The organism is Rhodanobacter sp. C01 (assembly GCF_002001045.1).
Classification (GTDB): Bacteria; Pseudomonadota; Gammaproteobacteria; order Xanthomonadales; family Rhodanobacteraceae; genus Rhodanobacter.
The window spans coordinates 1-23504 of sequence record NZ_MUNR01000004.1; the positions used below are offsets into that span (position 1 = coordinate 1).

Here is a 23504-nt window from a genome sequence, read left to right on the forward strand (position 1 = left end):
TCATTGGACGGTGTGGGTCTAGCTCGGGCTATCCCCACCGACCATTTGGTCTAGCAAGAGCACAGCAGAGCAAGAGCAAGAGCAAGAGCAAGAGCTAATGTTTGGCAACTAACACCCCGCCGACGCCGGGTGAACTCGTCGGCATAAGATAGGGTGATCAGATGTAAAAATTTACATTCGGAGGAATAGGACTGAAAGACAGGCCTGTTCCATCCGGCGAAGACTCATAAGCCGCAAGAGTTCATGCTCCATGCGTGCACCAGATCGAACGCACCGCACGACCGATCGACGATGACCTGCTTGCCGACCAGCATGCCCAACTGACGGAGTTCGGTTGCGGCGGCCACAACACGTCGCGCAAGCGATAGATGTCCTCGTCGAAGGAACCGAATCTCCTGCCCTTCGCTGCGACCGCCGACGAGCCGGAGCTCGAGGTGGTCGCAGCCGGGCATGACCTAACGATCATCAACATCAGGCCTGAGAAAATCGACGCCTGGCTCAACCCTGATCCGTCGAACCTGGCTGCCCTCTATGCCATTATGGATGACAGGGGGAACCCTTATTACGAGCATCGGCTGGCCGGGTAGACACCTGCACAAGGAACAGTTATGACCACGCACCCGGACTGTAGCGCCTGCTCTGAACGCACTTGCACGCATGGGCGCAGACGCTATCTAGCCATTCACGTGCTACAGCGCCCCACCGCAATCCAAGGGCAGGTGATGGTCGTTCGTGCCAAGGAGTGCATGGGCGGGAAATGGGACTCCAAGGGTTAGATAAGCTCTTGGTTCACTGCTGCCGACGTCGAAGGGGTGCGTGCGACGAGGACAGTCAAATTTCGTTGAAGAAGCAAAAGGGGGGAATGAATGTACGGCGAACACGGACATCATGTTGACCGAAATGCAGAAGGCTACCCTTCCTTCATCGACACACAGTTAAGCGCAAACAAGGAAATGTCTCTCGATACATACCTTCGCCTGTGCGGTGTGCGCGAGATGGATTCGGACAAGATATTTTTCTCTCCGAACATACCGGCGAAAAAGTTGGATGGGGCGTTGCGATCCATCGGTCATCTGGTGAAGCCTCAAGACATCCTGGTTGTCATTGATGACACCGTTTTTGGCGGTGCCAAAGAAGGGCTCTTCATCACCAATAGCGCAATCTACGTCAAAGAACCTTTCACGGAATTGGCCGTGTATCCGATGAACTCGATCGGCGTGATCAGAGCTGAAAACACGACGATCTACATCAATGACGACAAGGTCGTTTCTTTGACGCAGCCGGAAAAGATGCCGCTTGGATGGCTTTTCAGCCAACTAGATGACTTTGTCAGGTCGGACAACTGGAAAAGAGAGAAAGTGGAGATCGCGCGCTGGATCCCGTGGGAGGGGCTCCAATACCTCTGTGAAGACTTTCTCACTATTTCCACGAACGGCGAAACCAAGCCCATTTCAAGCATTTATATAGGAGACCGGATCAGTCCGGACATGGCGCTCATGGCCCATTTCAGCATGGGTATGGCTGACGATGAGGCCATCATCGCTGTGTCCGATCTGACACTACATGACGGACATGCCAGAGTTGGGTTTGCATTGACCACAGCGGGCATTCGGGCGAAGTCGCCACGGGAGCCCATTCCTTATCCTGTTTTCATACCCTATGCACACTTGGCCGACGTCCCGGGCGCCGAAGATTTTCAAGAGTCCATTTATCAGGCCGTCCGGCTCTCAAATCATCGAACCATTATCTGCACCAGAATAATGCCGAGTCATCCTGTCCCGGTGGCCGCGATGTTCGTCAAGCTGGCCTGGTTCTGCCACTTTCTCCTTAATCCCGATGACTATGACGACGGCGAAGGCGAAGATGCGGATCGCGACGAATCTGATCAAGGGAATGAAGAGCGTCACGCTGGCGCTACCCATGAGCAAACCAACTTTTACGACATTCTTGGCGTCAGGCCGAGCGCGTCGGTGAAGGAAATCGAGCTCGCGTATCGAGCCCGGCGCGCCCAATACCACCCCGACAAATACGCCACTGAAGATCGGGAAACGATCGCGTGGGCGACGCGCATGATGCAGCAGGTCAATGATGCCTATGCGAAATTGACCAACTGAGTAATTCAAATACGTTCTTCCCACTTACAAAAAGGTAGCCATTGATGAAGGGATTTGTGAAATTCTGGGTAGGCGCATTCATCCTATCGATGATCGTCTACTACATTCCGGTTTATTTGTTCTCGAACAATCTGACTCAGTCCGTGATGTCCTTGAAGTTCGAGAAGGCCGCGCCAGTTGCCATAATCAACGCGCTTCCACCTGGCTTGAACAATGATCAGGTCGAAGGAAAGCTCAAAGAGTTGACAGAAAAGGCTGCCAGTTCGGGCCGTTTTGATACGGACATTTCTCTCGAAGACGCCTTGAAGAACAACCCAAGCGTAAAGAGCGTCGAGCTTGTTCGAGGCGGAACACCGGAGGACTATGTTCCGGCGATTGATCCGGTTTATCACGACCTCGATGTCGGCCTGAAAATCACGTTTCAGGATGGAAGCGGCCTGATTGCGATCTTCGATGCGATCGGCAAAAGCTTTCTCGGCGGCCATGGTGCCAAAGTGTTCCATGTCCAAGCCGGATATCGATTCAATCCCGACGGCCACATGTTTCTCGTGCATGGCGAGGACACGATGACAGGTCTTGTCCTGATGATCTTTGCGAAGGATCACGACGCCCTGCCGGGTCTTTACAACCATGTGTTCGGAACGAAAGTACCGGTGGGCCAGATTGCTGGCGTTCCGCGCGGAAGCGTTGAGGATCAATTGAGGGCAGCAATTGCTGCACCGATTCCGAGTTCCACCACATCATCGTCTCCGTCAGCCGCTGTGCAGGCACCGGCAGCAGCGCCGGCAGCAGCATCGGGAGACACGAAGGCTTCGGCACAGGCTCCGCTTCCTGATCCGAACAGTCCGTGCGTGAATAACTGGGTTGTCGCCTTCCATAAAGAGCAGCCAAACGCCCCTGTGTCCGAAGACCAAATCACTGAATGGCAGCAGTGGTGCGGCCAGGGCAAGCAGGCGCCTCAGTCGTAAGCGCCGACAATTTCTAATAACAGTATGAGCTTACTTCGCAACTTTCGGTGGTGCCAGGCAGCTGAATTGAAACCTTTCGAATGACTGCTTTGCGGCGCCCATTTGCGCCAGCAGAGTGGCTGTAGTTGGCCGATCCCGGCCGGTTCCCTCACGCTGATCAGGATGCCGGTGCGCTGATCATGATCGGTCGGGGTTACTGATCAACTTCATCGGTGTGCGAGCACTCCATGTCCCCCTCTCTTTTTTTGCCCAAGGCGCTGATGCTTTTGCTACCGTGGGATGGAATACACAACATGCTCATCGCGGTCAGCTCGATCAGGATCCGAAATGTGCTATTCGGCGCAAATCTGGGCGGACTTCAGGAAATACGAGCGCATTGGCGGAAAGCTCAACATAAAGGAATTCACGAAGCTCGCGGGCTGGACTAAGAGGAAGGGCAACTGGGTCAAGGTCATCCCGAAGGCGATGCGCCGCGCCATGACCGATGCCACGGGTGGCGTTCTGGATATCGGTACGGTCGAATTGGCGCGCGAAGCAGAAACTGAGGCTATCGCCTTGATCGCCACAGAGATCGGCGTCCAGGAAGCCCGCCTCGTAGAGGCGAACGCCAAGCTCGCGTCAAGCAAGCCGACCAAAAAGGCCGAGAACGACCGCCGCGTCGCAACAAACAAGATCGAGGCAGGAAGGAAGAAGCTGGAAGACCTGGCGTTACCAGCATCGGCCGATGGCATCGACAGGATCTGGCCTGGTCACTTTGCTCCGGTGATGATTCGTGATCCTGAAACGGGCGGTCGTATGGTCGTCCCGATGCGCTACCGTTGTCGCCTGCCCGGCTGGACAGAAGCCGATGAGATCGAGAAACCAGGCACGTACAACGCGCGGCGCGACAAGCTTTCGACCGTATGGCGCAAGGTGTTCGGCTACAACCACGGCATTATGATCGTGGATCGATTCTACGAAAGCGTGTATATCCACAATCTGCAGCAACGACCGCTGGTACCAGGTGAGCGCGAGCAGAGTGTTGAAATCCTCTTCTCGCCTTCGACCGGTGAAGAACTCTTCGTGGCCTGTCTCTGGAACTATGTTGAGGCAGCCGGTGACGATCCGGGGTTCTACACATTCGCCGCGATCACCGATGACCCGTCTTTTGAAGTCGTAGAGGCGGGCCACGACCGGTGTCCCGTTCCGATTCAGGAAGAAGACATCGATGCATGGCTCGATCCGGACCCGAGTGACTACGCGAACCTGTATGCGATCCTTGACCGACGTGTGCGGCCTTACTACGAACATCAACTGGTGCAGCACAAGTAGTTTGCTTCTTCCTACCGCGACAACCGGAAGCTGATGCTGGACAGCTTGTATGTCGTCATCGCTGCCACCCTTCCCGCGCTTATCCGGGGCATCTAGGCTTTCATTAACCGACCCGACCACCGAGGGCGTAAGACGCTATGCAGCAACGGCCTGGATGCACCCGGGCGGCGGGCGGAGGCGTTTCTTGAGTATTCCGGTCTGACTGACCACCCGTTCCGGCAATTTCCGACCACTGTGCCAGTGCTGACTACCGTGTCGGCGGGCTAGGCTGGAGCTGAGGTCAACGGCCTGAACTGACCCGTTGCAGCCGGTCGCGAACGGCTGCTTTGAACGGTCAGTTTCTGTCGATGAGGTGATCCGCGTGGTGATATTCAGTGTTCCGCATGCGAAGATGCATGCAGTCGCGAGGATGGCTTCATTGGCGACGGCATGAACGCTCCGAACAATTCGGAATCATAAAACTTGGGTGTGGCGCTTGCTACGACCGATTTCACGCGCTGCAACGGCTCTATCTATTCGTTTAAGGCGGACGGCTGCGCCGCCGCTTAACCTAAGCGCTAGCCATTACAGAAGGATCTGACCCTCAATGAACCAGCCTAAAACCAAACCAGCCCTAGTCGATCAATGGCGGATAGAGTGCAGTGCTGCAGCTGACGCACACTACGACGCTGCCCGATACTCGGAGAGAATGCATTTTTTTTTAGGGATAGCCTCGGCTTTATTCTCGGCCATAGTCGCGTGCGGCGTAGTCTTGACACTCGACAAGTCGCCTAGCCTCTGGCTTCGTTCTGTCGCAATCCTGCTTAGTGTTTTTGCAGTTGTGTTTGCAGCAGTGCAAACCTTCTCCAACTACTCGGTTCGTGCAGCAGAGCACAAGTCAGCCGGCTCGCGTTTTGATTCCCTTCGTAGAAGCTGTGAGTCCAAACTCACAAATGGCATTCAGCCAAATGAAAGTATCAGCGAACTCGAATCGGAGTTCAAAAACGCGAGTGATTGTGCCGTAGCCGTCCCAGAGAGATTTAAAAAAGCGATCATTGCTTCTCGGCAAGGTGGCTAACAATTCGATCAAGGCGGACGACTACCCGCCGCTTGACTCCAGCCTTAGCCACCACAAGGGAGATAGTCGCAATGCCAGCAAGCTTTTTCTGGACACCCTTCGAAACGGTAATTAATAATTACGCGGATCTCGTCGCAGCAATTGATGGCATTCTCAATAAGGCAAAGGCTGAGAACAAGCAATTTGCATGGCGCGGCCAAGTCAATGCCGGCTGGGCACTTCATAGCTCACTCTATAGGCGCCTGAAACTGACACTTGGATCAAACCCAGTCGAATCGAGATTCAGTTCAGAAGAACAGGGGATCCTAGCAAACCTACACCGCTGGGGACTTTACAATATACAAGGCAGGGGGCGGCTTTCAATTTTGAACCAGCTTGCCATGCTTCAGCACTTCGGGGCCCCCACTCGGCTGATAGACGTGAGCTTCAATGCTTGGGTTGGCGTCTTCTTTGCTGTGGAGCAAAAGTGGTCTAATGCTGAGCTATCGAGCGAAAATGATGACGCCAGATTGTTCGCCATTGACGTAACAAATAAGCTCATCAATGAACATGCGAATCGCCGAGAATGGGAAGATGCCTACTCACGCTCATGGACGGATCCAGCAATAATAAATTCCAAGGAGTGGACAACTTCATTTTTCGCTTGGAAGCCGCCAAGTCTTGATGCTCGGATCTCAGCTCAGAACGGAGGTTTCATTTTTGGCGGAGTTCCGAGCGCCACGGGTCCAAACAACACACGCTTTCAATTCCCGAAAAGCGCGGACTATACGCAGGGATGGTGGCCAATTGACACGGGTCGTGGTGCATGTTCACTTGCGCTTCGGCCGCATAAGTTCTCTGCCAATGTTGGCGCCATTCCAAATAGTGCTTGCTACACATTCAGAATTTCGGCCGCGGCAAAAGAGGACATACGCAAACGTCTTGAGCTCATGTTTGGCTACAAGCACTCAACAATCTACCCTGATTACACGGGATTCTCAGAATTCGCCGTCTCTCACCTCAAGCGCTGGTAGTGGCTAACGACTCAATTGAGCGCCCCCTTCGCGGGTCGCTTAATTTTCACGTTGAGTATCCCCAGTCATTTTGTGTGGCCGCTTTGCGGCGTAGATCTGAGGTAGTCGACCGGCCAGTCTTGGCCGGTAAGCGACCGTTGGTTCGCGGCTGTTGCCCGATGGTCGCTTTGCGACCCATTTCAGCCCATCGCAAGCGTCCGCTTTCAGGAAGGCTGGTCGTCAAGTACTGAATAGGCGGATTTGTCGTCGCGGTGGGTGGTGGCTGCGAAAAAGCCGGTGGGCTGTCCAGAACGATGACGAAAGGTGGTTGAGGACTGCACGTAATTTAGTTTCGTACTAGGCCGGCTCAAGCACCTTCGCAGCCCTGGGCTCGACCATCTGGAGCATCAAAGCAAGTAACAGGCACCCGGCCGAACCAAGCCCCGCTTCGACGGTCAGTCTCCCCATCAGACCACGCCATTGATAAGCGCGCCCGCCCACGACTTTCATGTAAACGATGGAAAAACTCGATGCCGCAATCGGCACACTGAAAGTCGTAGCCGCCAGCGGATTGCTCTGCCCGCTACTGAAAGCGGGGGCGTCGCACCAGCGGCCACGGTGAAGTACAGTCAATCTATGGCCGCCGAAGCAGATCAGGAAATCAGTAAAGCGAGCGCGTATACCCCTTCCGGGTATATGCGCCAAAGACATCCTCACTTGTTCTCGGACTCTTCTGTTGAGTCCGAAAGCTGCCTCACGCGCGAAGTTCTTTCCTATCATCTTGAAACCCTGACCAGCCAAAAACAGGAGGCTACGTTCGAGGCGTTTGCGCACCGAATGTGCGAGAAGTTTGTCGCGCCAAACCTCCGTCCGCAAACGGGACCGACTGGCGGCGGCGACGGCAAGACAGATGCTGAAACCTATCCGGTTGCAGAAGAGATCGCCCTGCGATGGTTCGTCCCTGGGTCACCAAAGACTGGGGAACGTTTCGCTTTCGCTTTCAGTGCAAAGAAGGATTGGCGCGCTAAGGTCAAGTCCGACGTAAAGAGTATCGCCAGCACCTCAAGAGACTACGATCACATCTACTTCGTTACCAACCAGTTTGTTCCTGCCAAGGACTCTGCGTCCGTCCAGGACGATTTTAAGAAGCAAGACCGTATCTCTGTAACCATCCTCGATCGAACCTGGCTGCTGGATCGTGTCTTCGATCATCATAGCCTCAACATTGCGGTAGAGGAGCTGGGTGTTGGTAACGGTACAGAGCGACAAACCAAGAAGGTCGGACCCAGAGACTACGAACGCCAGCAGGAACTCAATGAGCTCGAGCGGGCGATCCAAGATGGGACGAAGTATCAAGGACAACCGCATGCTCTCGCTGAGGACACCCTGCGGGCGGCAATATTGGCGCGCGGGTTACAAAGGCTGGCGCATGAAGTAAACGCCCTCTTCGACCGGGCCGTTCGCATCGCAAGAGACCGCAAGTTGGAGATTCATGAGTTAGCGGCTACTTACGACTGGGCATGGACGTCGTACTTCTGGTTCGAAGATCACGTACGTACAAACGAGCTGTACGCCGAGATCGAGCGCTTAGCTCTCACTTCGGAAGAATCCACTGATCTTGAGCGGCTGAACAATATCTTGCCGCTGCTGCGCATGAGCGTTGCCTCCAATAACCTGTCTAAAGAGGACGCGAAGCTAGACGAGCGAACTAAGGTGCTAATGGATGCTCTCGAGCGTCTGAGCTTTATGACCAGCCGACCAAATAACGCGCTACACGCCAAGGCTTTGCTGCTAATGACGCGCATGACTGCGCGTCTCGCGGCGGATCGGTCCGACTCGTTGGTCGACATCTGGAAGGAATTTACTGTCGTCATCCGGGACGCGGAAGGCCTGGGCACCTTTCCTTTCCTAAGTATCGCAAACGCGCTTGGTGAGATCGGCGAGCATGTACCTGAAAGCACCGAATTCGATACTTTGTACGAAGCGGTCACGGACACTCTGGCCGGACGCAGCGGCGAAGGTGAGGCTGCAACCAAGAATGTTCAGCGAGCGTACCAGAAGCTTCACAAGGGACTTACCCACGAAGCGATCCGATGGTTCGGTCGCGCGGCGCATCTTCTGATCAAAGAGGAGTACGAAGACGAGCTTATCAACGCGCTGATTGGCTCAAGCTTTGCCTACCAAGAAACCGGCTTGCTGTGGGCCGCCAGAAACTTTGCACTCGCGGCGTTGTCCGGCCAGCTCCAAGCGCTCCGAAGAAGTGGTTCCATTTCGGATGTTAACCCCGCCGTAATTCGCCGATACTTTTACTCCGAACTCAAATTGGGGCGGCTCCCGCAGATATTCACCGCGCACGAGCTCGAGTTGATTGTGAGAAACGCACGCGCGCGAACGGACGGAGACCATAAGAAGATCGCAGAAGTCGAAATGGACCATGCGGGGATGATCGGAGCACTTTTGCTGCGCACGCCTTCACAGGAATTCGCTGCCATATGCCGCCTTCCGGATGCGCTGGAGCGTCTCGGAATTTCGTTCGCACGAGCCGCACTGCTCTATCCGATGGGGTACGAGGACGTCCTTCGCACCGAAGGATATATTCCGGCAGAAGAGACACCCGAGGGCGTCACCAGCTTCTTCAACGACTGGTACGCGCAAGGTGCAAAAGCGGGGCTTCCAGACAAGCCCGACTACGCCCTCTGTGAGCGAGTTTTCCTGAAGTCGCGCGTACTCGGATGTGAAATCACGCTGGAGACAGCAAATAATTTAACCTCCACCGGCATTGCTGAGGCCATTCTTGGAGCGCTTGAGGCGCTTCTTGCGACCAGCCTGAACCACCGTATGCTTCCGCTTCTCGATCGGCTGACAATCCGTGTATATCCAGCAGAAATGCCGGGCGTGGTTCCAAAGCTTGAGTTTGTCGATGAGGGTGGCGAGCCGGTCGGTCTGGTTACCCACCCTAAGCTCCTAGTCTTTAAGGATCGTGAGGAGGTTCTCACCTTCCCAAACTGGCTCAGAGACTCGGTCCTCAGCATCATGCTGAAGTTCGCTATGCCGGCCGAACACGAGGCGTGGGGCAAGGTAGTGTTTGAGGATGAAAGTGCGTTTGCCCGTTCGCTGACGTTCTCGAACATTCCTGTAATGCTGGGAAATCTTTTTGGTGAAAAATGCGCGCTTTCGATCAACGACTGGATCGAGAGTGACGATCGATCCTATCCACCCAAAAAACCGGCGGCCTGGATTCCACCGGAGGAGCCAAGTGACGCCAAGACTCTAGGGGAATCGCTGCGAGGGGAAGGTGATCCGCCGGAAGGTTTCTTCGATACTGAGCGACTACGGCATAGCGATATCAAAGTGGTGTCCCCAATTGATGTCGTGAAATGGGATGCCGCGCGTTGGGATGCGGCACTGTTCATGTTCTCGCCTGGCGACGTCCAGCACTATCCTCCTGTCCTTGGGCTTGCCTACAAGAACCGGGAACCTGCCCGTAGCATCTTCGAGGGGCTCATAAAGCGTTTTGGGCAGGACGACGTGGAGAATGCTCTTCGTATCGCGATTGTCCGTGGCATATCCGCTAAGAGCCCGCTGGCGTACGCTGTGATCGTCGGACCAAACATGGACAAGATATCACTGCGTCCCGGCAAGTTCTTCGCGTCCGCTTCGCGCATTCAGACGATGTCTCCCAGTAGTCCAAAAAATCTGGATGGTTTTTTGGAATCGTTCCAGCTCCATAAGCGCTATCTGCTTGTGCCTGCTCACCTGCCTACACGCGAGAGCACACCAGAACCTATGTTGGACCTCGCGCTCGGGAAACATAATCTGACTGTACGCGAAGCCTGGGAGATCGATGAGAACGATCCAGATGGCATGGTTCTGGACCTCGATGACCCGCCGTTTATTCCCCCTGATCAGCCTAACGCTCCGGTGATGAGAGCACTTGAACAACGCCGGCGCATCCGAATGCGCGGGCAAAGCTAGCGACGTGCAGTGGCGAACCAAATGCTGACTGAAGTTGCCAGGACCGAGGCAGAGCGCTCGGCCTAGTGACCTCTATATGACGAAGTCGGCCAGACGACTAGCTTGATCAGCATTAATGGCGAGTCTGGTCTGCTGCTGTGCCAGGCTGGACCAAAGCCGTCGAGCGCAAATACCCCGGCACCTACAACGCCCGCCGCGACAACCTCGAAGAGTTTTGGGGACAGCTGTTCGGCGATCACCACGGGATCTCCCGGCTGATCGCCAATGTATGCTGAGATCAAAGACGCCTATGTCTTACAAACTGAAACCGAAGCTTAATTGAGTACGGCATGGCAAATCACCTGAATCTTTTTGTCCCATACGAAAACGCCGGCGCGTCGCATGAGAACCAGTTAACACGGGCGCTGCTTGTAGTCCTTCGATACAGCCCGCTTGCACACGCTGCGTGGCTCCGACTTGTTGCACCCGAAGTGAATCTTTACGACCTGTCAAAGGCGGATTTTGCTACTCAGCGTCAGCATGTTCTTAGCCCCGGTACTGAGGTGCCCTTGGGCGACGCTGTGCCTGGTATCAGCGTTTGGCTTGCGCCCGATGCCGCGGAGGTCACCGCTCGGATGGCTCCTTCGGATCGCCAGCAAATTCTCGACGGAATCGTCACGTATGGAAACGATCTCGTCATCGTCATCGAAAACAAAATATCGTGGGGCGCGACGACCGACCAGCCGCATCAGATAAACCTCCACGGATCGCCAGTAGAGTTTCGGGAGAAGGTTTGTTCGATCTCGTGGCAACGGCTTCTCGGAGTTCTAGCGGATTTGGCCGAGCACGATCTCGTGTCCGGAGCCGAACGCCTCTTGATAGGAGATTTTCTAAATTTTGTTGAGGAGCGATTTCCCCGCATTGGACCATACGCCACGCTTGTACAGTGCGGTGACAATGTGTTTCGACTTGAGCGGCGCCTAGACACTGTTCAAGGACAGGTCGTAGGCACCGAGGTTGGCAAGGGTTTAGGGTGGCGCGACATCGCTGGCTGTCGAAAGATCTTCATGGCATGGCTGGGACTATCGGAAGACAGCGCGGATGTGAGCCTTCGCATGTATCCCGCCGACACGTTGGGACAGTCACGTGAGTTTTACGGTGACCCGAAGTCGGTGAGCGCAGTTCTTGCCCTCCGCTCTCAGGAATGGTCCGTTAAACCGAACTTCCACTGGGGGTTCATGGCAGGCGGGTATGCGTGGATGAATACGCCGTTGCCAGTAGAGGACTATTGCACCTACTGGATGCGCGAAGTTGGCTCGGCGCGTGAACTCGGTCGCCCTGAGTGGGAAAGCTATTGGGCGCGGCTAGAGTCGGCACGTATTGTTGAAGCAACGGCGAAGGAGGCGTTCGATCAGGAGTTCACACGCAGCCAGCGTCAGAAGGTAAGTCCTCGCCCTGGGTTGTATTGCGAGTACAGGTGGCCGCTTCGTGAGGCACGCAGACTCGACGTCAACGGCAAACTCGTCGAGACTATTCGAACGGGGGTAAACCAGATGTTGGCTGCGCTTGGTGCATCATTGGTCTGAATTGGCCCAGCATTGGGGTGCGCAATAGAAGATGGTGCGTGTGCTCGTGTCCGGAAGGTCTCAATGAAAATCTCGGGATCGCACGTCCAACCCACCGAGCAGCCCGCTCATGTCGAGCAACCGACTGGCAATTAGATGGCACACGCCATCGACCGCCTCCCACCGTCCATCGATTCCCAGCAATTCTGATTCCAGCAATACTCGCCGGTGGGTTTCGGCGACATCGCGCCAGACGATGACGTTGACCATGCCGTGTTCGTCTTCCATCGTCAGGAACGTGACTCCGCTAGCCGTCTGTGGTCGCTGACGCATCGTGACGACGCCCGCAACACGCGCATAGCTGTTGTGAGGGCGCTTGCGCAGCGTTCGCGAGTCTGTGCATCGAGCGGCGCGCAACCGATTCCTGATCTGCGCCACGGGGTGCACCCCCAGCGTCAGGCCGGTTCGCGCGTAGTCCGCCAGCGTGTCCTCGGCCTGTGTCGGCTTCGGCAATGCCACCTCGATCTCCGCCGGACTGATGTTACCGAAGAGAGGCAGCTGCTTCTCTACACCGGCTACCTCCCAATGCGCGTGGTGCCGGTGCCGCGACAGACCCCGTAACGCGCTGGCTTGCGCCAGCAAGTCCTGATGGCGTTTGTCCACGGCCGCTCGTGCGCAGAGATCCGCGATGTTTGCGAACGGGCACTGTGCTCGGGCCGCCATGATCCGCCGTGCTGCTTCTTCGCTGAACCCGCGCACCTGACGCAACCCAAGCTGGATCGCAGGAGCTTCTTCCTGACGAGTGATCAGCGTGTTGTCCCAATCGCTGCATTGCACTTCGATGGGGAAAACGTCGATGTCATGACGTCGGGCGTCTTGCACGATCTGGCTCGGTGCATAGAAGCCCATGGGCTGGCTGTTCAACAGCGCACAGGCGAAAGCCGCCGGCTCGTGACACTTCAGCCAGCAGCTCGCATAAACGATGCCGGCAAAGCTGGCAGCGTGAGATTCGGGGAACCCATACGACCCGAAACCCTTGATCTGCTCGAACAGCTTCTCGGCAAAGGCGGTGGTGTAGCCGCGGTCGGTCATGCCGGTCAGGATGCGTTCGCGGTGCTTCTCCAAGCCGCCCCGTCGCTTCCACGCAGCCATGTCACGCCGTAGCCCGTCCGCTTCGCCTGCTGTGTACCCGGCCGCGATCATGGCCAGCTTCATCACCTGTTCCTGGAAAAGCGGCACGCCCAGCGTGCGCTCGAACACTTCTTTCAACTCTTCCGACGGATAGTCGACGGGCTCCTCGCCTCTGCGCCGACGTAGATACGGGTGCACCATGTCACCCTGGATAGGACCGGGCCGAACGATCGCGACTTGCACCACCAGATCGAAGAAGTTCTCCGGGCGGTGCCGCGGCAGCATGGCCATCTGGGCACGGCTTTCGATCTGGAAAACACCGATAGTGTCCGCACGCTGGATCATGGCGTAGGTATCGGGATCTTCGGATGGCAACGTGGCCATCGAGTAATCCTGTCCGCGCTGCTGGCGCAGCATGTTCAAGCATTTCTGCACGCAGGTGAGCATGCCTAGGGCCAGGCAATCGACCTTCAACAAGTTCATCGTGTCCAGATCATCTTTATCCCACTGGATGATCGTGCGATCGGGCATCGCGGCGTTCTCGACAGGCACGAGCTCGCTCAGGGGCGCATCGGCGATCACGAATCCGCCGACGTGCTGTGACAAGTGCCGAGGCATGTCCAGGATCTCGGCCGTCAGCTTGAGGATGCGTCGGATTACTGCGTTCTCGGGATCGAAGCCGCGCTCGCGAAGCTGCTCAGCAAGTGACTCGTCGCCATCCCACCAGGCAAATACCTGGCTCAACTGGTCGACCTGATCGAGCGGCAACCCCATGGCCTTGGCCACGTCCCGCACGGCACTCTTACCACGGTAACAGATGACGGTGGCCGCCAGAGCAGCACGCTCCCGCCCGTATTTCCGATAGATGTATTGGATGACCTCTTCGCGACGCTCATGCTCGAAGTCGATGTCGATGTCCGGCGGTTCGTTGCGCTCCTTCGAGATAAACCGCTCGACCAGCAGGCTCATCTTCATCGGGTCCACCTCGGTCACACCGAGGGCGAAGCACACCGATGAATTCGCCGCAGATCCTCGGCCCTGACACAGGATTCCTTGGCTGCGCGCGAAGCGCACGATGTCGTGCACGGTGAGGAAGTACGACTCGTAGCGCAGCGCTTCGATCAGCCCCAGTTCGTGTTCGAGCTGTTTGTGCACTTTCTCCGGCACACCCTCGGGCCAGCGCCACCGAGCACCTTCCTCTGTCAGCTGGTGCAACCAGCTGGTGGCAGTGTGGCCATCGGGCACGAGTTCGGCCGGATAGCGGTAACGCAGCTCGTCGAGTGTGAAGGTGCATCGGGCGGCGATTCGCGCGCTCTCCTCAAGCAGGGTCTCGGGATAGAGCTTGGCGAGAACATGCCGACGGCGGAGGTGTCGCTCGCCATTGCGCGCGATCAATGCACCCGCCTCAGCAACCGGCACGCGATGTCGAATCGCGGTGAGCGTGTGCTGCAGGGCCAGCCGTCGCCGGATGTGCATGTGCACGTCGCCCGCCGCGACCAGCGGCATACCGATCTCGCTGCCAATCGCTTCAAGCACCCGCACCCGCCGTGCGTCATTCGGTCCACGATGCAGCTCAACGGCCAGCCACGCGCGGTCGCCGAACGTCTGTCGCACCCATCGGCCATGGGCCATGTCGACGACCAAGTCAGGTGCCCACAGAACCAACGTGCCCGGCAGGCCACTGGCCACATCGGCACGGGTCAGGCGGTAGGTGCCTTTCTCCGATGCGCTCCGACCCTGTGTGATGAGACCACAGAGGGACACGTAACCCTCTTTCGTTTCGCACAGCACGACGATCTTCGGGCCGTCGTCGAGCTGGATCTCCGAACCGACGATCAACGGCACGCCCGTTTGGCGTGAGGCTTCCAGCGCACGGACGATGCCGGCGAATGAACACTCGTCGGTGATCGCCAGGGCCGCATAGCTGCACGTCTTCGCACGCTCGAACAACTCGCGCGCACTGGATGCACCACGGCCGAAGGAGAAGTTCGAGAGGCAATGGAGTTCCGCGTAGGTCGTCATGCGAACCACCCGTGGATCATCCAGCCGGTCTGCTCATCGGGTGCGCAGAACGCCCAGGCTTCCTGCCCCAGTGAGGTCTCGATGACGTAGTAGTCACGACAGACTTGACCGTCATCCCACCAGCCTGTTTCGAGGCGCTCCGGACCGGCGAGGATGATCGGGTTCTCACCGCGCAAGGGGATGGGGCGGGGAAGCAGCCACGTGGGGCGTGGATGCGGCTCGATCGGCGCTTGATCATGCGTAGCCTCGTGCTGCGCACGCTCGGGCCGGGGATCCTGCGTGCTGCCCAGCCGATAGACCGCGCCATCCCCCAACCGCGCGCGCAGTCGTTCACGCACCTGCTCGATTGGCAACGCATTCGCCGGCCGCTCGTCGAACAAATCGCGTCCCGCGGGCACGAAAGCGGGTAGATCACGGGCAATCAGGCGCAGCGCCAGTACCGGCTCAGGCAGCGTCAGGTGTTCCAGCCGGCCACGTGCAAACTCGAACAGCAGAGCGCCATCACGTTCCGAGGCTAGCAAGCCCACTGGCACATCGGTGAAGCGACCTTCGCGGTGCTCCAGACGCAGCAGGAAGCGTTGCACCCCGCCATCGCGACCGGCCAGATACGCGGCCAGATCATCGACCATGCGCCGCACCGGAAAGACCAGCGCGGATTGGTTCTCCACCTCGTGAAGCAACTCAATGTGCAGATCGAAAGTGTCCGGCGGCCGATACAGCTCCAGGCCAGACGCCAGATCGCCCGTCAGACGATCCAGTGACGCCAACAGTTCCGCGCCGAAGCGTCGACGCAGTCCGTCGCGCGGTAACGCCAGCACTTGGCCCAACGTGCGAATGCCCATGCTCGGCAACGCCGCAAGGGCGTTAGCGGGCAATCGACTCCTTGCGATCGGCACCCTTTGCAAGGCGTTGCGCAGTGTGTCGGACGACAGGACCGCTTGTCCGTCGGAAACCATGGTCAGCACATGCGCAGCGTGAGCCGTCGGCGCCGCTGCTATGCGATGGCGGAAACCCAAGTCGGTGAAGTCCGCGCGCAACATGGATTCAAGCCGTGGCCATGGTCCGAACAAGCCCATGCTCTTGCTGACCTCCAACACGATCGCATGCGGCAGCAGGCTGACCTCGGAGCTGTAGCGGTAGGCCACAGCGGCCAGGAACTGGTGCCACCGCTCCACTGACTCGCGGTCGTACGGGATCGCTTCGAACTGCGACAGAAGCGCCTGCGCGGCGCTCAGCCGTTGACCGACATGCAAGCCTGCCGCTCGGGCGGTTTCATTGGCTGAAACGATCGTGCGCGCATTGATTGGCCCGTCGACGAGTACCAACGGTCCCTCCGTGGGACGGCGTCGGAGAATTCCGTCCAGCGCCAGACTTGGCAGGTAGATGCAGAGCCAAAGCATGTCTGGCCGGCATCAATGAACAGAACGCGGCAAGGGAATGGCTTGGGCGGGTACGGCCCCGCCGCGGCATTTGCGCACCCAGATCTGCGGACGCGGCGGGGCTTCCAGTTCCAGGCGCAGCGCAGCCGGCGATGCGTTGGACAGGTGGGAGCGATCGCGGAATACGAAGGCAAGCGTCTGCCCGGTGACCGCGGCGACCTGCAGACGACGCAAGGCACGATCGTCGGCGTGATGCGGCCACGCGAGCACGGCGGCGCAGCTTCCTGATCGCAGGCACTGCTCGGTGGCCCAGAGCACATCCTTCTCGCCAGCATCGACGAATTCTACGCGACGCATGTTCACGCCTTGCTGACGCCAGCCCGCCACGCATGGCGTATATGGTGGCGACACGATCACGACGTTGCGCTGACCTTGAGTCAACCGTGCAAGTGTGGGGAGCACAAGGCGAAGTTCGCCCACGCCATCGACGGGCAACAGGATCTCGGACAACGAGGCTTCGGGCCAACCGCCTGCTGGAAGCACCGCATCGAGTGCGCGCCAACCGGTGGGCTGATCACCGACCCGCACCTCGGGAGTTCGACCACGCCAGACCTGACGAGCATCGAGCAATGCGGACAGTGGAACCACGGCGTTCATCAGCAGCCCCGCAGCAGGCCTGCAAACAGACCTTCAATCGCGAAGTCTTCGGTGGGGTCCACGTCGATGGGTTTGAAGCCAGGACTGTTTGGCATCAACCGGATCACATCGCCTTTCCAGTGAAGGCGTTTGATCGTGAAACGGTCGCCCTCCACGCGCGCGGCCACCACTTGGCCGTGACGGGCCACCGGCGTGGCGTGCACTGCCACCAGATCACCGTCCAGGATGCCTTCGTCGCGCATTGAGTCGCCCACTACCTTCACCAGATAGTCCGGCCGCAACCGGAACAGCGAGCGTGACACGCGCAGGCTGCGATCGACCCGTGACTCCGAAAACAGGGGTTCGCCGGCGGCAATGCGACCGATCAGCGGCAGTTCCAGCGTATCGGCATCCAAGGGATCGGACTCGCGCACCAGTCGGATACCGCGGGCATGGCCGGGTTCGATCGTCAGCCGGCCTTTTTCTGCGAGCGACCGGACGTGTTTGAGCACCGCACTGACGTGGCCGATGCTCAGTGCATCGCCGATTTCTTCAAGCGTGGGCGCTTGTCCATCCCGCTCAATCCGGGCGCGGATGAAAGCAAGGACATTCAATTGGCGCTGGGTGATCCGGATGGTCATGGTTCGCATAGTTTCACCTATTTAGGTGAAAATGGAAGATGAAAGAAAATCCCGCCAAACCATTTGAGTTGGATCAATGGCTTAGCGCGGTGATCGCAGACGGCTTGGAACGCGACTTCAGCCGCAGCGTCACCCGAAGTGATCTCACGGGGTGAGATCACTTCGGGATTCACTGTTCTCCTCATCAGCCCAGGCCACCGCATGAACGCTCTTCCTGATCGCTACGCCTCCGATGCACTGGTCCTGCGCGACCCGAGCGACGGCGGCACGCTGGCGCAGCGCCTCACGAAGCGCTACGCGGCGAGGATCACCGGTGCTTTCGTAGTGCCCGGCCGTGAAGGATCATTTGCTCCGTTACCCGACGATCTGCCACCTGCGCTCGCGCAAGCCTTGCGCTCACGTGGCATCGACCAGCTGTATAGCCACCAGGCCGAGGCGTGGGCGGCGACGCAATCCGGTGCCCATGTCGCCATCGTCACGCCCACCGCCTCTGGCAAGTCGCTCTGCTACACGCTGCCTGTCATCACCGCTGCGATGACGCAGCACGCCAAAGCGCTGTATCTCTTTCCGACGAAAGCGCTGGCGCAGGATCAGGTGGCTGAGTTGCTCGAACTCAATCAAGCCGGCGATCTGGGCGTCAAAGCCTTCACCTTCGATGGCGACACGCCCGGCGACGCACGCCAAGCCATCCGGTTGCATGGCGACATCGTGGTCAGTAATCCCGACATGCTGCACCAGGCGATCCTGCCGCATCACACGAAGTGGGCTCAGTTCTTCGAGAACCTGCGCTATGTCGTGATCGACGAGGTGCATACCTACCGCGGCGTGTTCGGCTCGCACGTCGCCAATGTCATCCGCCGGCTCAAGCGTGTGTGTGCGTTCTATGGCGTGACACCGCAGTTCATCCTCTGCTCTGCCACCATCGGCAACCCGAAGGAGCACGCCGAAGCACTGATCGAGAATGCCGTCACTGCGATCACCGAAAGCGGTGCACCGACCGGCGACAAGCACGTGCTGCTGTGGAACCCGCCCGTGGTCAATCCCGATCTTGGTTTACGCGCCTCGGCACGGTCGCAGACCAACCGCATCGCACGCCTGGCGATCAAGTCGGGGATGAAGACCCTCGTGTTCGCGCAGTCGCGCACCATGGTCGAAGTGCTGACCAAGTATCTGAAAGACGTGTTCGACAGCGATCCGCGCAAGCCCGCACGGATCCGAGCCTACCGCGGTGGCTATCTGCCCAAGGAGCGCCGCGCCGCGGAACGTGAGATGCGCGCCGGCACCATAGACGGGATCGTGAGTACGTCTGCCTTGGAGCTGGGCGTGGATATCGGCAGCCTCGATGTCGTCGTGCTCAACGGGTATCCCGGATCCGTTGCCGCCACCTGGCAGCGGTTCGGCCGCGCCGGTCGCCGGCAGCAGGCGGCGCTGGGGGTGCTGGTGGCGAGCTCTGACCCGCTTGATCAATACCTTGTGCGACACCCGGAGTTCTTTCAGGGCGCGCCCCCGGAACACGCCCGCATCCAATCCGATCAGCCACTGATCCTGCTCGACCACATTCGTTGCGCTGCTTTTGAGCTGCCCTTCATCGGCGACGAGATGTTTGGCACCGAAGTGGCGACGCCCTGGCTCGACGTGCTGGGTGAGGAAGGCGTGCTGCATCGCGAAGGCGAGCGTTGGGAATGGATCGCCGACAGCTACCCCGCGATTGCGGTGTCCCTGCGCTCGGTCGCCGATGGCAACTTTGTGGTGGTCGATCGCACCAACGGACGCCAGACGATCATTGCCGAAGTCGACTACACCGCTGCACCGGTGACGCTCTACGAGGGCGCCATCCACATGATCCAGTCTGTGCCCTACCAGGTGGAGCGGCTCGACTGGGAGGGCCGCAAGGCCTACGTCACCCGCACCCACGTGGACTACTACACCGACGCGATCGACTACACGAAGCTCAAGGTGCTTGACTGCTTCGACACGTCCAACGCCGGCTGTGGGCAGGCTCACCATGGCGAAGTGCATGTCGTGCGCCGCGTGCCGGGTTACAAGAAGATCCGGTTCTACTCGCACGAGAATATCGGCTTCGGTCAGGTCAACCTACCGGATCAGGAGTTACACACGACGGCGGTGTGGTGGCAGCTTGAGCAGGTCGTGCTTGATGCCGCCTTCGAAGATCGTCACCAAGCGCTCGACGGTTTTCTCGGAGCGGCTTACGCGCTGCACATCGTGGCGACGGTTGCGGTGATGGCCGAAGCGCGCGACCTCCAGAAGTCGGTGGGCAGCGGTGACGGGGCGTGGTTCGTCAGTGCGGATGTCACGGGGCGCGGACAGATCCGCGGCACTGACGGGCAACCTACCGCTCTGACGCCTGACGCCCCGTTTACGCCAACGGTTTACCTCTACGACGCGTTTCCGGGCGGCATCGGACAAAGCGAACCGCTGTTCAACCGCCGCGAGGATCTGGTGGCACAGTCGGTAACCCTCATTGAACGATGTGATTGCCGCGGCGGCTGTCCTGGCTGCGTCGGGCCAGTGCTTGCCGCCGACGAGGAGGCGGCCACGACGCCGAAGGCCTTGGCGCTGCGCGTGCTGGCGCTGCTGGTGGCCCTGTGAGCGCCTTGGCGGCGCGGCTGCGCCAGTTGCGCACACAATCTGGCCAAGCGTCTGCGGTGGCGCTGCCGAAGCCCACCCTCGCGCCTGACGTGCTCCGACTAATCCAGGGTCGCTCTCGCATGCAGGGCGTAACGCAGCGTGCCTCGTCCAGTGACCGATTCGTGCCCGGGGTCGAGATCGCACCGGGGCTGTTCTTCACCGAAGCGACCATGGATTGGGGATGCCCGTCCCCCATGATTGATACCGCGTTCGCACGTTGGCAGGAACCTGTCGCTTACGACCGGCTGCTGCATTTCGACACCGAAACGACCGGTCTGGCCGGAGGCACTGGCACTCGCGCGTGGATGATCGGAGCCGCGGATTGGCTGACTGACGGTCGCTTCCGCGTACGCCAGCTAACAACGACCACCATGGGTGCAGAGACGGCGATGTTGCGGACGTTTGCTCAGTGGCTGGAGCCAGACACAGTGCTCGTCAGCTACAACGGTAAGAGCTACGACTCGCCCCTGCTAAAGACACGCTACCGCATGGCCCGGTTACCGGATCCGCTCTCTGGGCTGGGTCATCTGGATCTACTCCATCCCGTGCGCCGCCACTGGAAAGGCGTGTGGGAGAACTGCCGTCTCGCCACCGCCGAGCGGGAGCTGCTTGGCGTAGTGCGGGAAGACGATCTGCCGGGCTCCGAAGCTCCGGCAGCCTGGCTTAGCTATCTACGCGGCGGGTCTGCTGTGAATCTCAGACGAGTGTTGGTGCACAACAACCAGGACCTGAAGAGCCTGGCAGGCGTACTGCTCCACTTGGCCCGGTTGAACTACTCGTAGGGTTCACCCTCACGCATTACAGATCCAAGCCGCTAAACTTTTAACTGGAAGGCAAGCTGGGCACAAGTAAGCCGGTTTGCTGGAACACTGGCAACAATCGATGCAGGGAAGGCCGGGAATGCAGGTGCTGCGAGCCTTACCGAAGTCACTCGTACTTACCAACCAGGCTTTGACTGCGCCAAGGCTCAGGCGCCAGCAGAAACCACGATTTGCGCCGACCCTTTGTTAAGTGCTCTTGATTTCGATGTTGCTGCTCAGTACCGCGCCCTAGCTAAGCAGGCCGACCCCTCACAGAAGAGTGCCCTACTCTCCTCACAGCGCGACTATCTTGCCACTCGAAGTGTTTGTGGAAGCGACCGGGCCTGCCTAGAGCGACAGACTCGCAGTCGCCTACATGACCTGCGTCAGCAGGCAGCGCGAACGCCTGGAGTTCTGATTACGACACTGAAAAGTGATCACGTGTCAGCGCCGTGAGCAAACTTAGGTATGGGGTCAGCTCACGAACCCAATGTGCTGTACGCATAGTTGGCTTCGTTGTAAGCATGAGCCCGTGAGGGCTCATGCTCCTTGTTCCGACTCTCTTTTTTTGATCACTGGGATGATGCCGTTACTATCGTAGGATTGTCGTGGTCCGGCGGATTTCACTCGCCCATCCACTCATCCGCATCCTGGATCAGCTTCGCGTGATCCGGGACCTGCACAAAGTGATCCGCACCGACAACGGCAAAGAGTTTTGCGTTCGCGCGATTCTGACCAGAGAGCACGAGCGTGGCATCACGCCGCGCCATATCGAGCCAGGCAAGTCCAACGAGAACGCCTATTTCGAATCGTTCAACGGTCGCCTACGTGATGAATGATTGAACGAGCACTGGTTCCCCAGGATGGCTCACGCCAAGGTCGTCATCGAGGCGTGGCGGCGGGAATACAACGAGAAGCGACCCAAGAAAAGTCTTGGCAGGCTGGCGCCCGACACCTATGCAAAACAACTGGCCACCAGAGCGGCTACGATGACGCCCGGGCTCTCAAGCTAGACGCTACTAAAGCATGGAGGGGCATCGAACTGGCACCAAACCTGCCGGACACCGACGCGGAGGAGTTGACCCGATCCAGGCCACACTGGGGATTCAATAGATGACCACGTTTATGTTGATGCGTGTCAATTACGACAGCCGGGACGAACTACGGCCTCAGGAACGATATTCAAAGCAGGTTACAAAGAAGCTTAATGCTTGGTTTGTCGAGCGTTATAAAGGTTACAGAGACGGCGGAGACGGCTTCCACGAGGGCTTGAACTTTGCGGAGTGTGCCGACAGCCGCGTTCGGATCTACATTCCACCGAAGCCTCCATCTGAAGGCAGAATCGATGACGACTTCGTCATATTTACCTTCACATATGCCAGCGAGACCGAGGAGGGACGAAATCGGATCATCGGGATGCACGCGGGAGTCACCATCCATCGACGCGACTATAAGTCGCCCCGACCTGACCATGACGGTCGCTTTGAGCGGATTTCGTATCAAGCTTCCGCACCCGCCAATCTCTGCACCCTATTCTTAACGCCGTCTGGCAAGCCTCTTCCACGCAAAGAGGGACGGCATATCTCACCGAACTATCGCTGGGGCACCGGTCACCGCTACTTCGATGTAGGCGACAGGGCGAAGATTCGGCTTCTTCACAACATCCTTACCGACGCACGCAAGGCTGCCGAGGATTCAGCGACGAGCGGATTGAGCGCGGGTGCGCGACGGTATGCCGCTCGGGAAATCACCGTCATCGATCGAGTGCTGCGTCTACATTTTTCGGCACAGGTCACCAAACGGGACAGCGATGACATCAATGAACTGTTTGGCAAAGGGCGCGCGACGACCCGGAAGCAATTGATCGAGGCTCGGCTTGGGCAAGGTAGCTTCCGCCGCGGTCTTGAGGAGCGCTGGGACTGTGCTTGTGCCTTAACGGGCTGCGATCTTCGGCAAGTTCTTCGCGCATCGCATATGAAGCCCTGGTCGAAGTCAAAGCAAAGCGAGCGGCTTGATCCCCGCAACGGCCTGTTGTTAGAAGCCAACATTGACGCGCTGTTCGATGGCTATCTCATTTCATTCGCAGACAATGGATCGATGCTCTTGTCCAATCGGCTGACTGCACAACATCGAAAGTCGTTGGGACTTAACATAAGACAACTGAGGAAGCCGCTCGAACACAAGGAGCTTTCCTTCCTCCACCATCACCGTAAGGAATTCGACAAGCAGAATAGGAACTGACTTCGGGCTGATCAAACAGAAACATGTCGACGCCTGGCTCAATC

Annotated in this window: 14 protein-coding genes and 2 pseudogenes; 12 read left to right on the plus strand and 4 right to left on the minus strand. The window is 58.3% G+C overall.

Going from position 1 to position 23504, the window contains the following annotated elements:
• Positions 1–374 precede the first annotated feature (374 nt).
• The 8 genes and pseudogenes from B0E50_RS00480 to B0E50_RS00510 form a co-directional block, all read left to right on the plus strand.
• Positions 375–587, plus strand: a pseudogene (locus B0E50_RS00480) (hypothetical protein); the annotation flags it as partial.
• A 279-nt stretch (positions 588–866) separates the two neighbouring features.
• Complete coding sequence (locus B0E50_RS00485; RefSeq protein ID WP_077439119.1) at positions 867–2114, plus strand: J domain-containing protein; 1248 nt, start codon at positions 867–869, stop codon at positions 2112–2114.
• Positions 2115–2158: 44 nt separating this feature from the next.
• Positions 2159–3082, plus strand: a complete 924-nt coding sequence (locus B0E50_RS00490; RefSeq protein WP_077439121.1) for a hypothetical protein — start codon at positions 2159–2161, stop codon at positions 3080–3082.
• Positions 3083–3409: 327 nt separating this feature from the next.
• On the plus strand, positions 3410–4393 hold the full coding sequence (locus B0E50_RS00495) for an SOS response-associated peptidase family protein (protein ID WP_077439123.1): 984 nt from the start codon (positions 3410–3412) through the stop codon (positions 4391–4393).
• A gap of 586 nt (positions 4394–4979) precedes the next feature.
• Positions 4980–5450 (plus strand): SLATT domain-containing protein, encoded by a 471-nt coding sequence (locus tag B0E50_RS17795; protein ID WP_139350695.1) that lies wholly within the window; start codon positions 4980–4982, stop codon positions 5448–5450.
• 71 nt (positions 5451–5521) lie between these two features.
• On the plus strand, positions 5522–6463 hold the full coding sequence (locus tag B0E50_RS00500) for an FRG domain-containing protein (RefSeq protein ID WP_077439125.1): 942 nt from the start codon (positions 5522–5524) through the stop codon (positions 6461–6463).
• A gap of 615 nt (positions 6464–7078) precedes the next feature.
• Positions 7079–10417: a hypothetical protein gene (locus B0E50_RS00505; RefSeq protein WP_139350696.1), complete on the plus strand. Its 3339-nt coding sequence runs from the start codon at positions 7079–7081 to the stop codon at positions 10415–10417.
• Between the two features lie 329 nt (positions 10418–10746).
• Positions 10747–11982: a hypothetical protein gene (locus B0E50_RS00510; RefSeq protein WP_139350697.1), complete on the plus strand. Its 1236-nt coding sequence runs from the start codon at positions 10747–10749 to the stop codon at positions 11980–11982.
• A gap of 60 nt (positions 11983–12042) precedes the next feature.
• On the opposite strand, the gene B0E50_RS00515 is transcribed toward B0E50_RS00510, so the two are convergent.
• Genes B0E50_RS00515 through lexA form a run of 4 tightly spaced genes read right to left on the minus strand, consistent with a single transcriptional unit; the run spans position 12043 to position 17770 of the window.
• A complete protein-coding gene (locus B0E50_RS00515; protein WP_077439130.1) occupies positions 12043–15114 on the minus strand; it encodes an error-prone DNA polymerase in 3072 nt (1023 codons plus the stop codon).
• Positions 15111–16514 (minus strand): DNA polymerase Y family protein, encoded by a 1404-nt coding sequence (locus tag B0E50_RS00520; RefSeq protein ID WP_077439131.1) that lies wholly within the window; start codon positions 16512–16514, stop codon positions 15111–15113. Before B0E50_RS00520 ends, B0E50_RS00515 begins: the two co-directional genes overlap by 4 nt.
• A 12-nt stretch (positions 16515–16526) precedes the next feature.
• Positions 16527–17150 (minus strand): translesion DNA synthesis-associated protein ImuA, encoded by a 624-nt coding sequence (imuA, locus tag B0E50_RS00525; RefSeq protein ID WP_077439132.1) that lies wholly within the window; start codon positions 17148–17150, stop codon positions 16527–16529.
• Positions 17150–17770, minus strand: coding sequence for a transcriptional repressor LexA (gene lexA / locus B0E50_RS00530; RefSeq protein ID WP_077439133.1), 621 nt, complete (start codon positions 17768–17770; stop codon positions 17150–17152). The genes imuA and lexA overlap by 1 nt, the downstream gene beginning before the upstream one ends.
• A 201-nt stretch (positions 17771–17971) precedes the next feature.
• Here lexA and B0E50_RS00535 point away from each other — a divergent pair, with 201 nt between their 5' ends.
• From B0E50_RS00535 to B0E50_RS00560, 4 genes and pseudogenes are all read left to right on the plus strand, one after another.
• Entirely contained in the window at positions 17972–20380 is a 2409-nt protein-coding gene (locus B0E50_RS00535) for a DEAD/DEAH box helicase (RefSeq protein ID WP_077439134.1), read from the plus strand.
• Positions 20377–21201 (plus strand): ribonuclease H-like domain-containing protein, encoded by an 825-nt coding sequence (locus B0E50_RS00540; protein WP_343124513.1) that lies wholly within the window; start codon positions 20377–20379, stop codon positions 21199–21201. Before B0E50_RS00535 ends, B0E50_RS00540 begins: the two co-directional genes overlap by 4 nt.
• A gap of 650 nt (positions 21202–21851) precedes the next feature.
• A pseudogene (locus B0E50_RS18305) lies at positions 21852–22232 on the plus strand (integrase core domain-containing protein); the annotation flags it as partial.
• 100 nt (positions 22233–22332) lie between these two features.
• Complete coding sequence (locus B0E50_RS00560) at positions 22333–23460, plus strand: HNH endonuclease (protein WP_077439138.1); 1128 nt, start codon at positions 22333–22335, stop codon at positions 23458–23460.
• Positions 23461–23504 lie beyond the last annotated feature (44 nt).

Coding starts and splice junctions, on each gene's coding strand:
- B0E50_RS00490 (WP_077439121.1), top strand. CDS start 2,159: ATGAAGGGATTTGTGAAATTCTGGGTAGGCGCATTCATCCTATCGATG.
- B0E50_RS00485 (WP_077439119.1), top strand. CDS start 867: ATGTACGGCGAACACGGACATCATGTTGACCGAAATGCAGAAGGCTAC.
- B0E50_RS00505 (WP_139350696.1), top strand. CDS start 7,079: ATGGCCGCCGAAGCAGATCAGGAAATCAGTAAAGCGAGCGCGTATACC.
- B0E50_RS00515 (WP_077439130.1), bottom strand. CDS start 15,114: ATGACGACCTACGCGGAACTCCATTGCCTCTCGAACTTCTCCTTCGGC.
- B0E50_RS17795 (WP_139350695.1), top strand. CDS start 4,980: ATGAACCAGCCTAAAACCAAACCAGCCCTAGTCGATCAATGGCGGATA.
- B0E50_RS00535 (WP_077439134.1), top strand. CDS start 17,972: ATGAACGCTCTTCCTGATCGCTACGCCTCCGATGCACTGGTCCTGCGC.
- B0E50_RS00510 (WP_139350697.1), top strand. CDS start 10,747: ATGGCAAATCACCTGAATCTTTTTGTCCCATACGAAAACGCCGGCGCG.
- B0E50_RS00560 (WP_077439138.1), top strand. CDS start 22,333: ATGACCACGTTTATGTTGATGCGTGTCAATTACGACAGCCGGGACGAA.
- B0E50_RS00495 (WP_077439123.1), top strand. CDS start 3,410: ATGTGCTATTCGGCGCAAATCTGGGCGGACTTCAGGAAATACGAGCGC.
- B0E50_RS00520 (WP_077439131.1), bottom strand. CDS start 16,514: ATGCTTTGGCTCTGCATCTACCTGCCAAGTCTGGCGCTGGACGGAATT.
- B0E50_RS00500 (WP_077439125.1), top strand. CDS start 5,522: ATGCCAGCAAGCTTTTTCTGGACACCCTTCGAAACGGTAATTAATAAT.
- lexA (WP_077439133.1), bottom strand. CDS start 17,770: ATGACCATCCGGATCACCCAGCGCCAATTGAATGTCCTTGCTTTCATC.
- imuA (WP_077439132.1), bottom strand. CDS start 17,150: ATGAACGCCGTGGTTCCACTGTCCGCATTGCTCGATGCTCGTCAGGTC.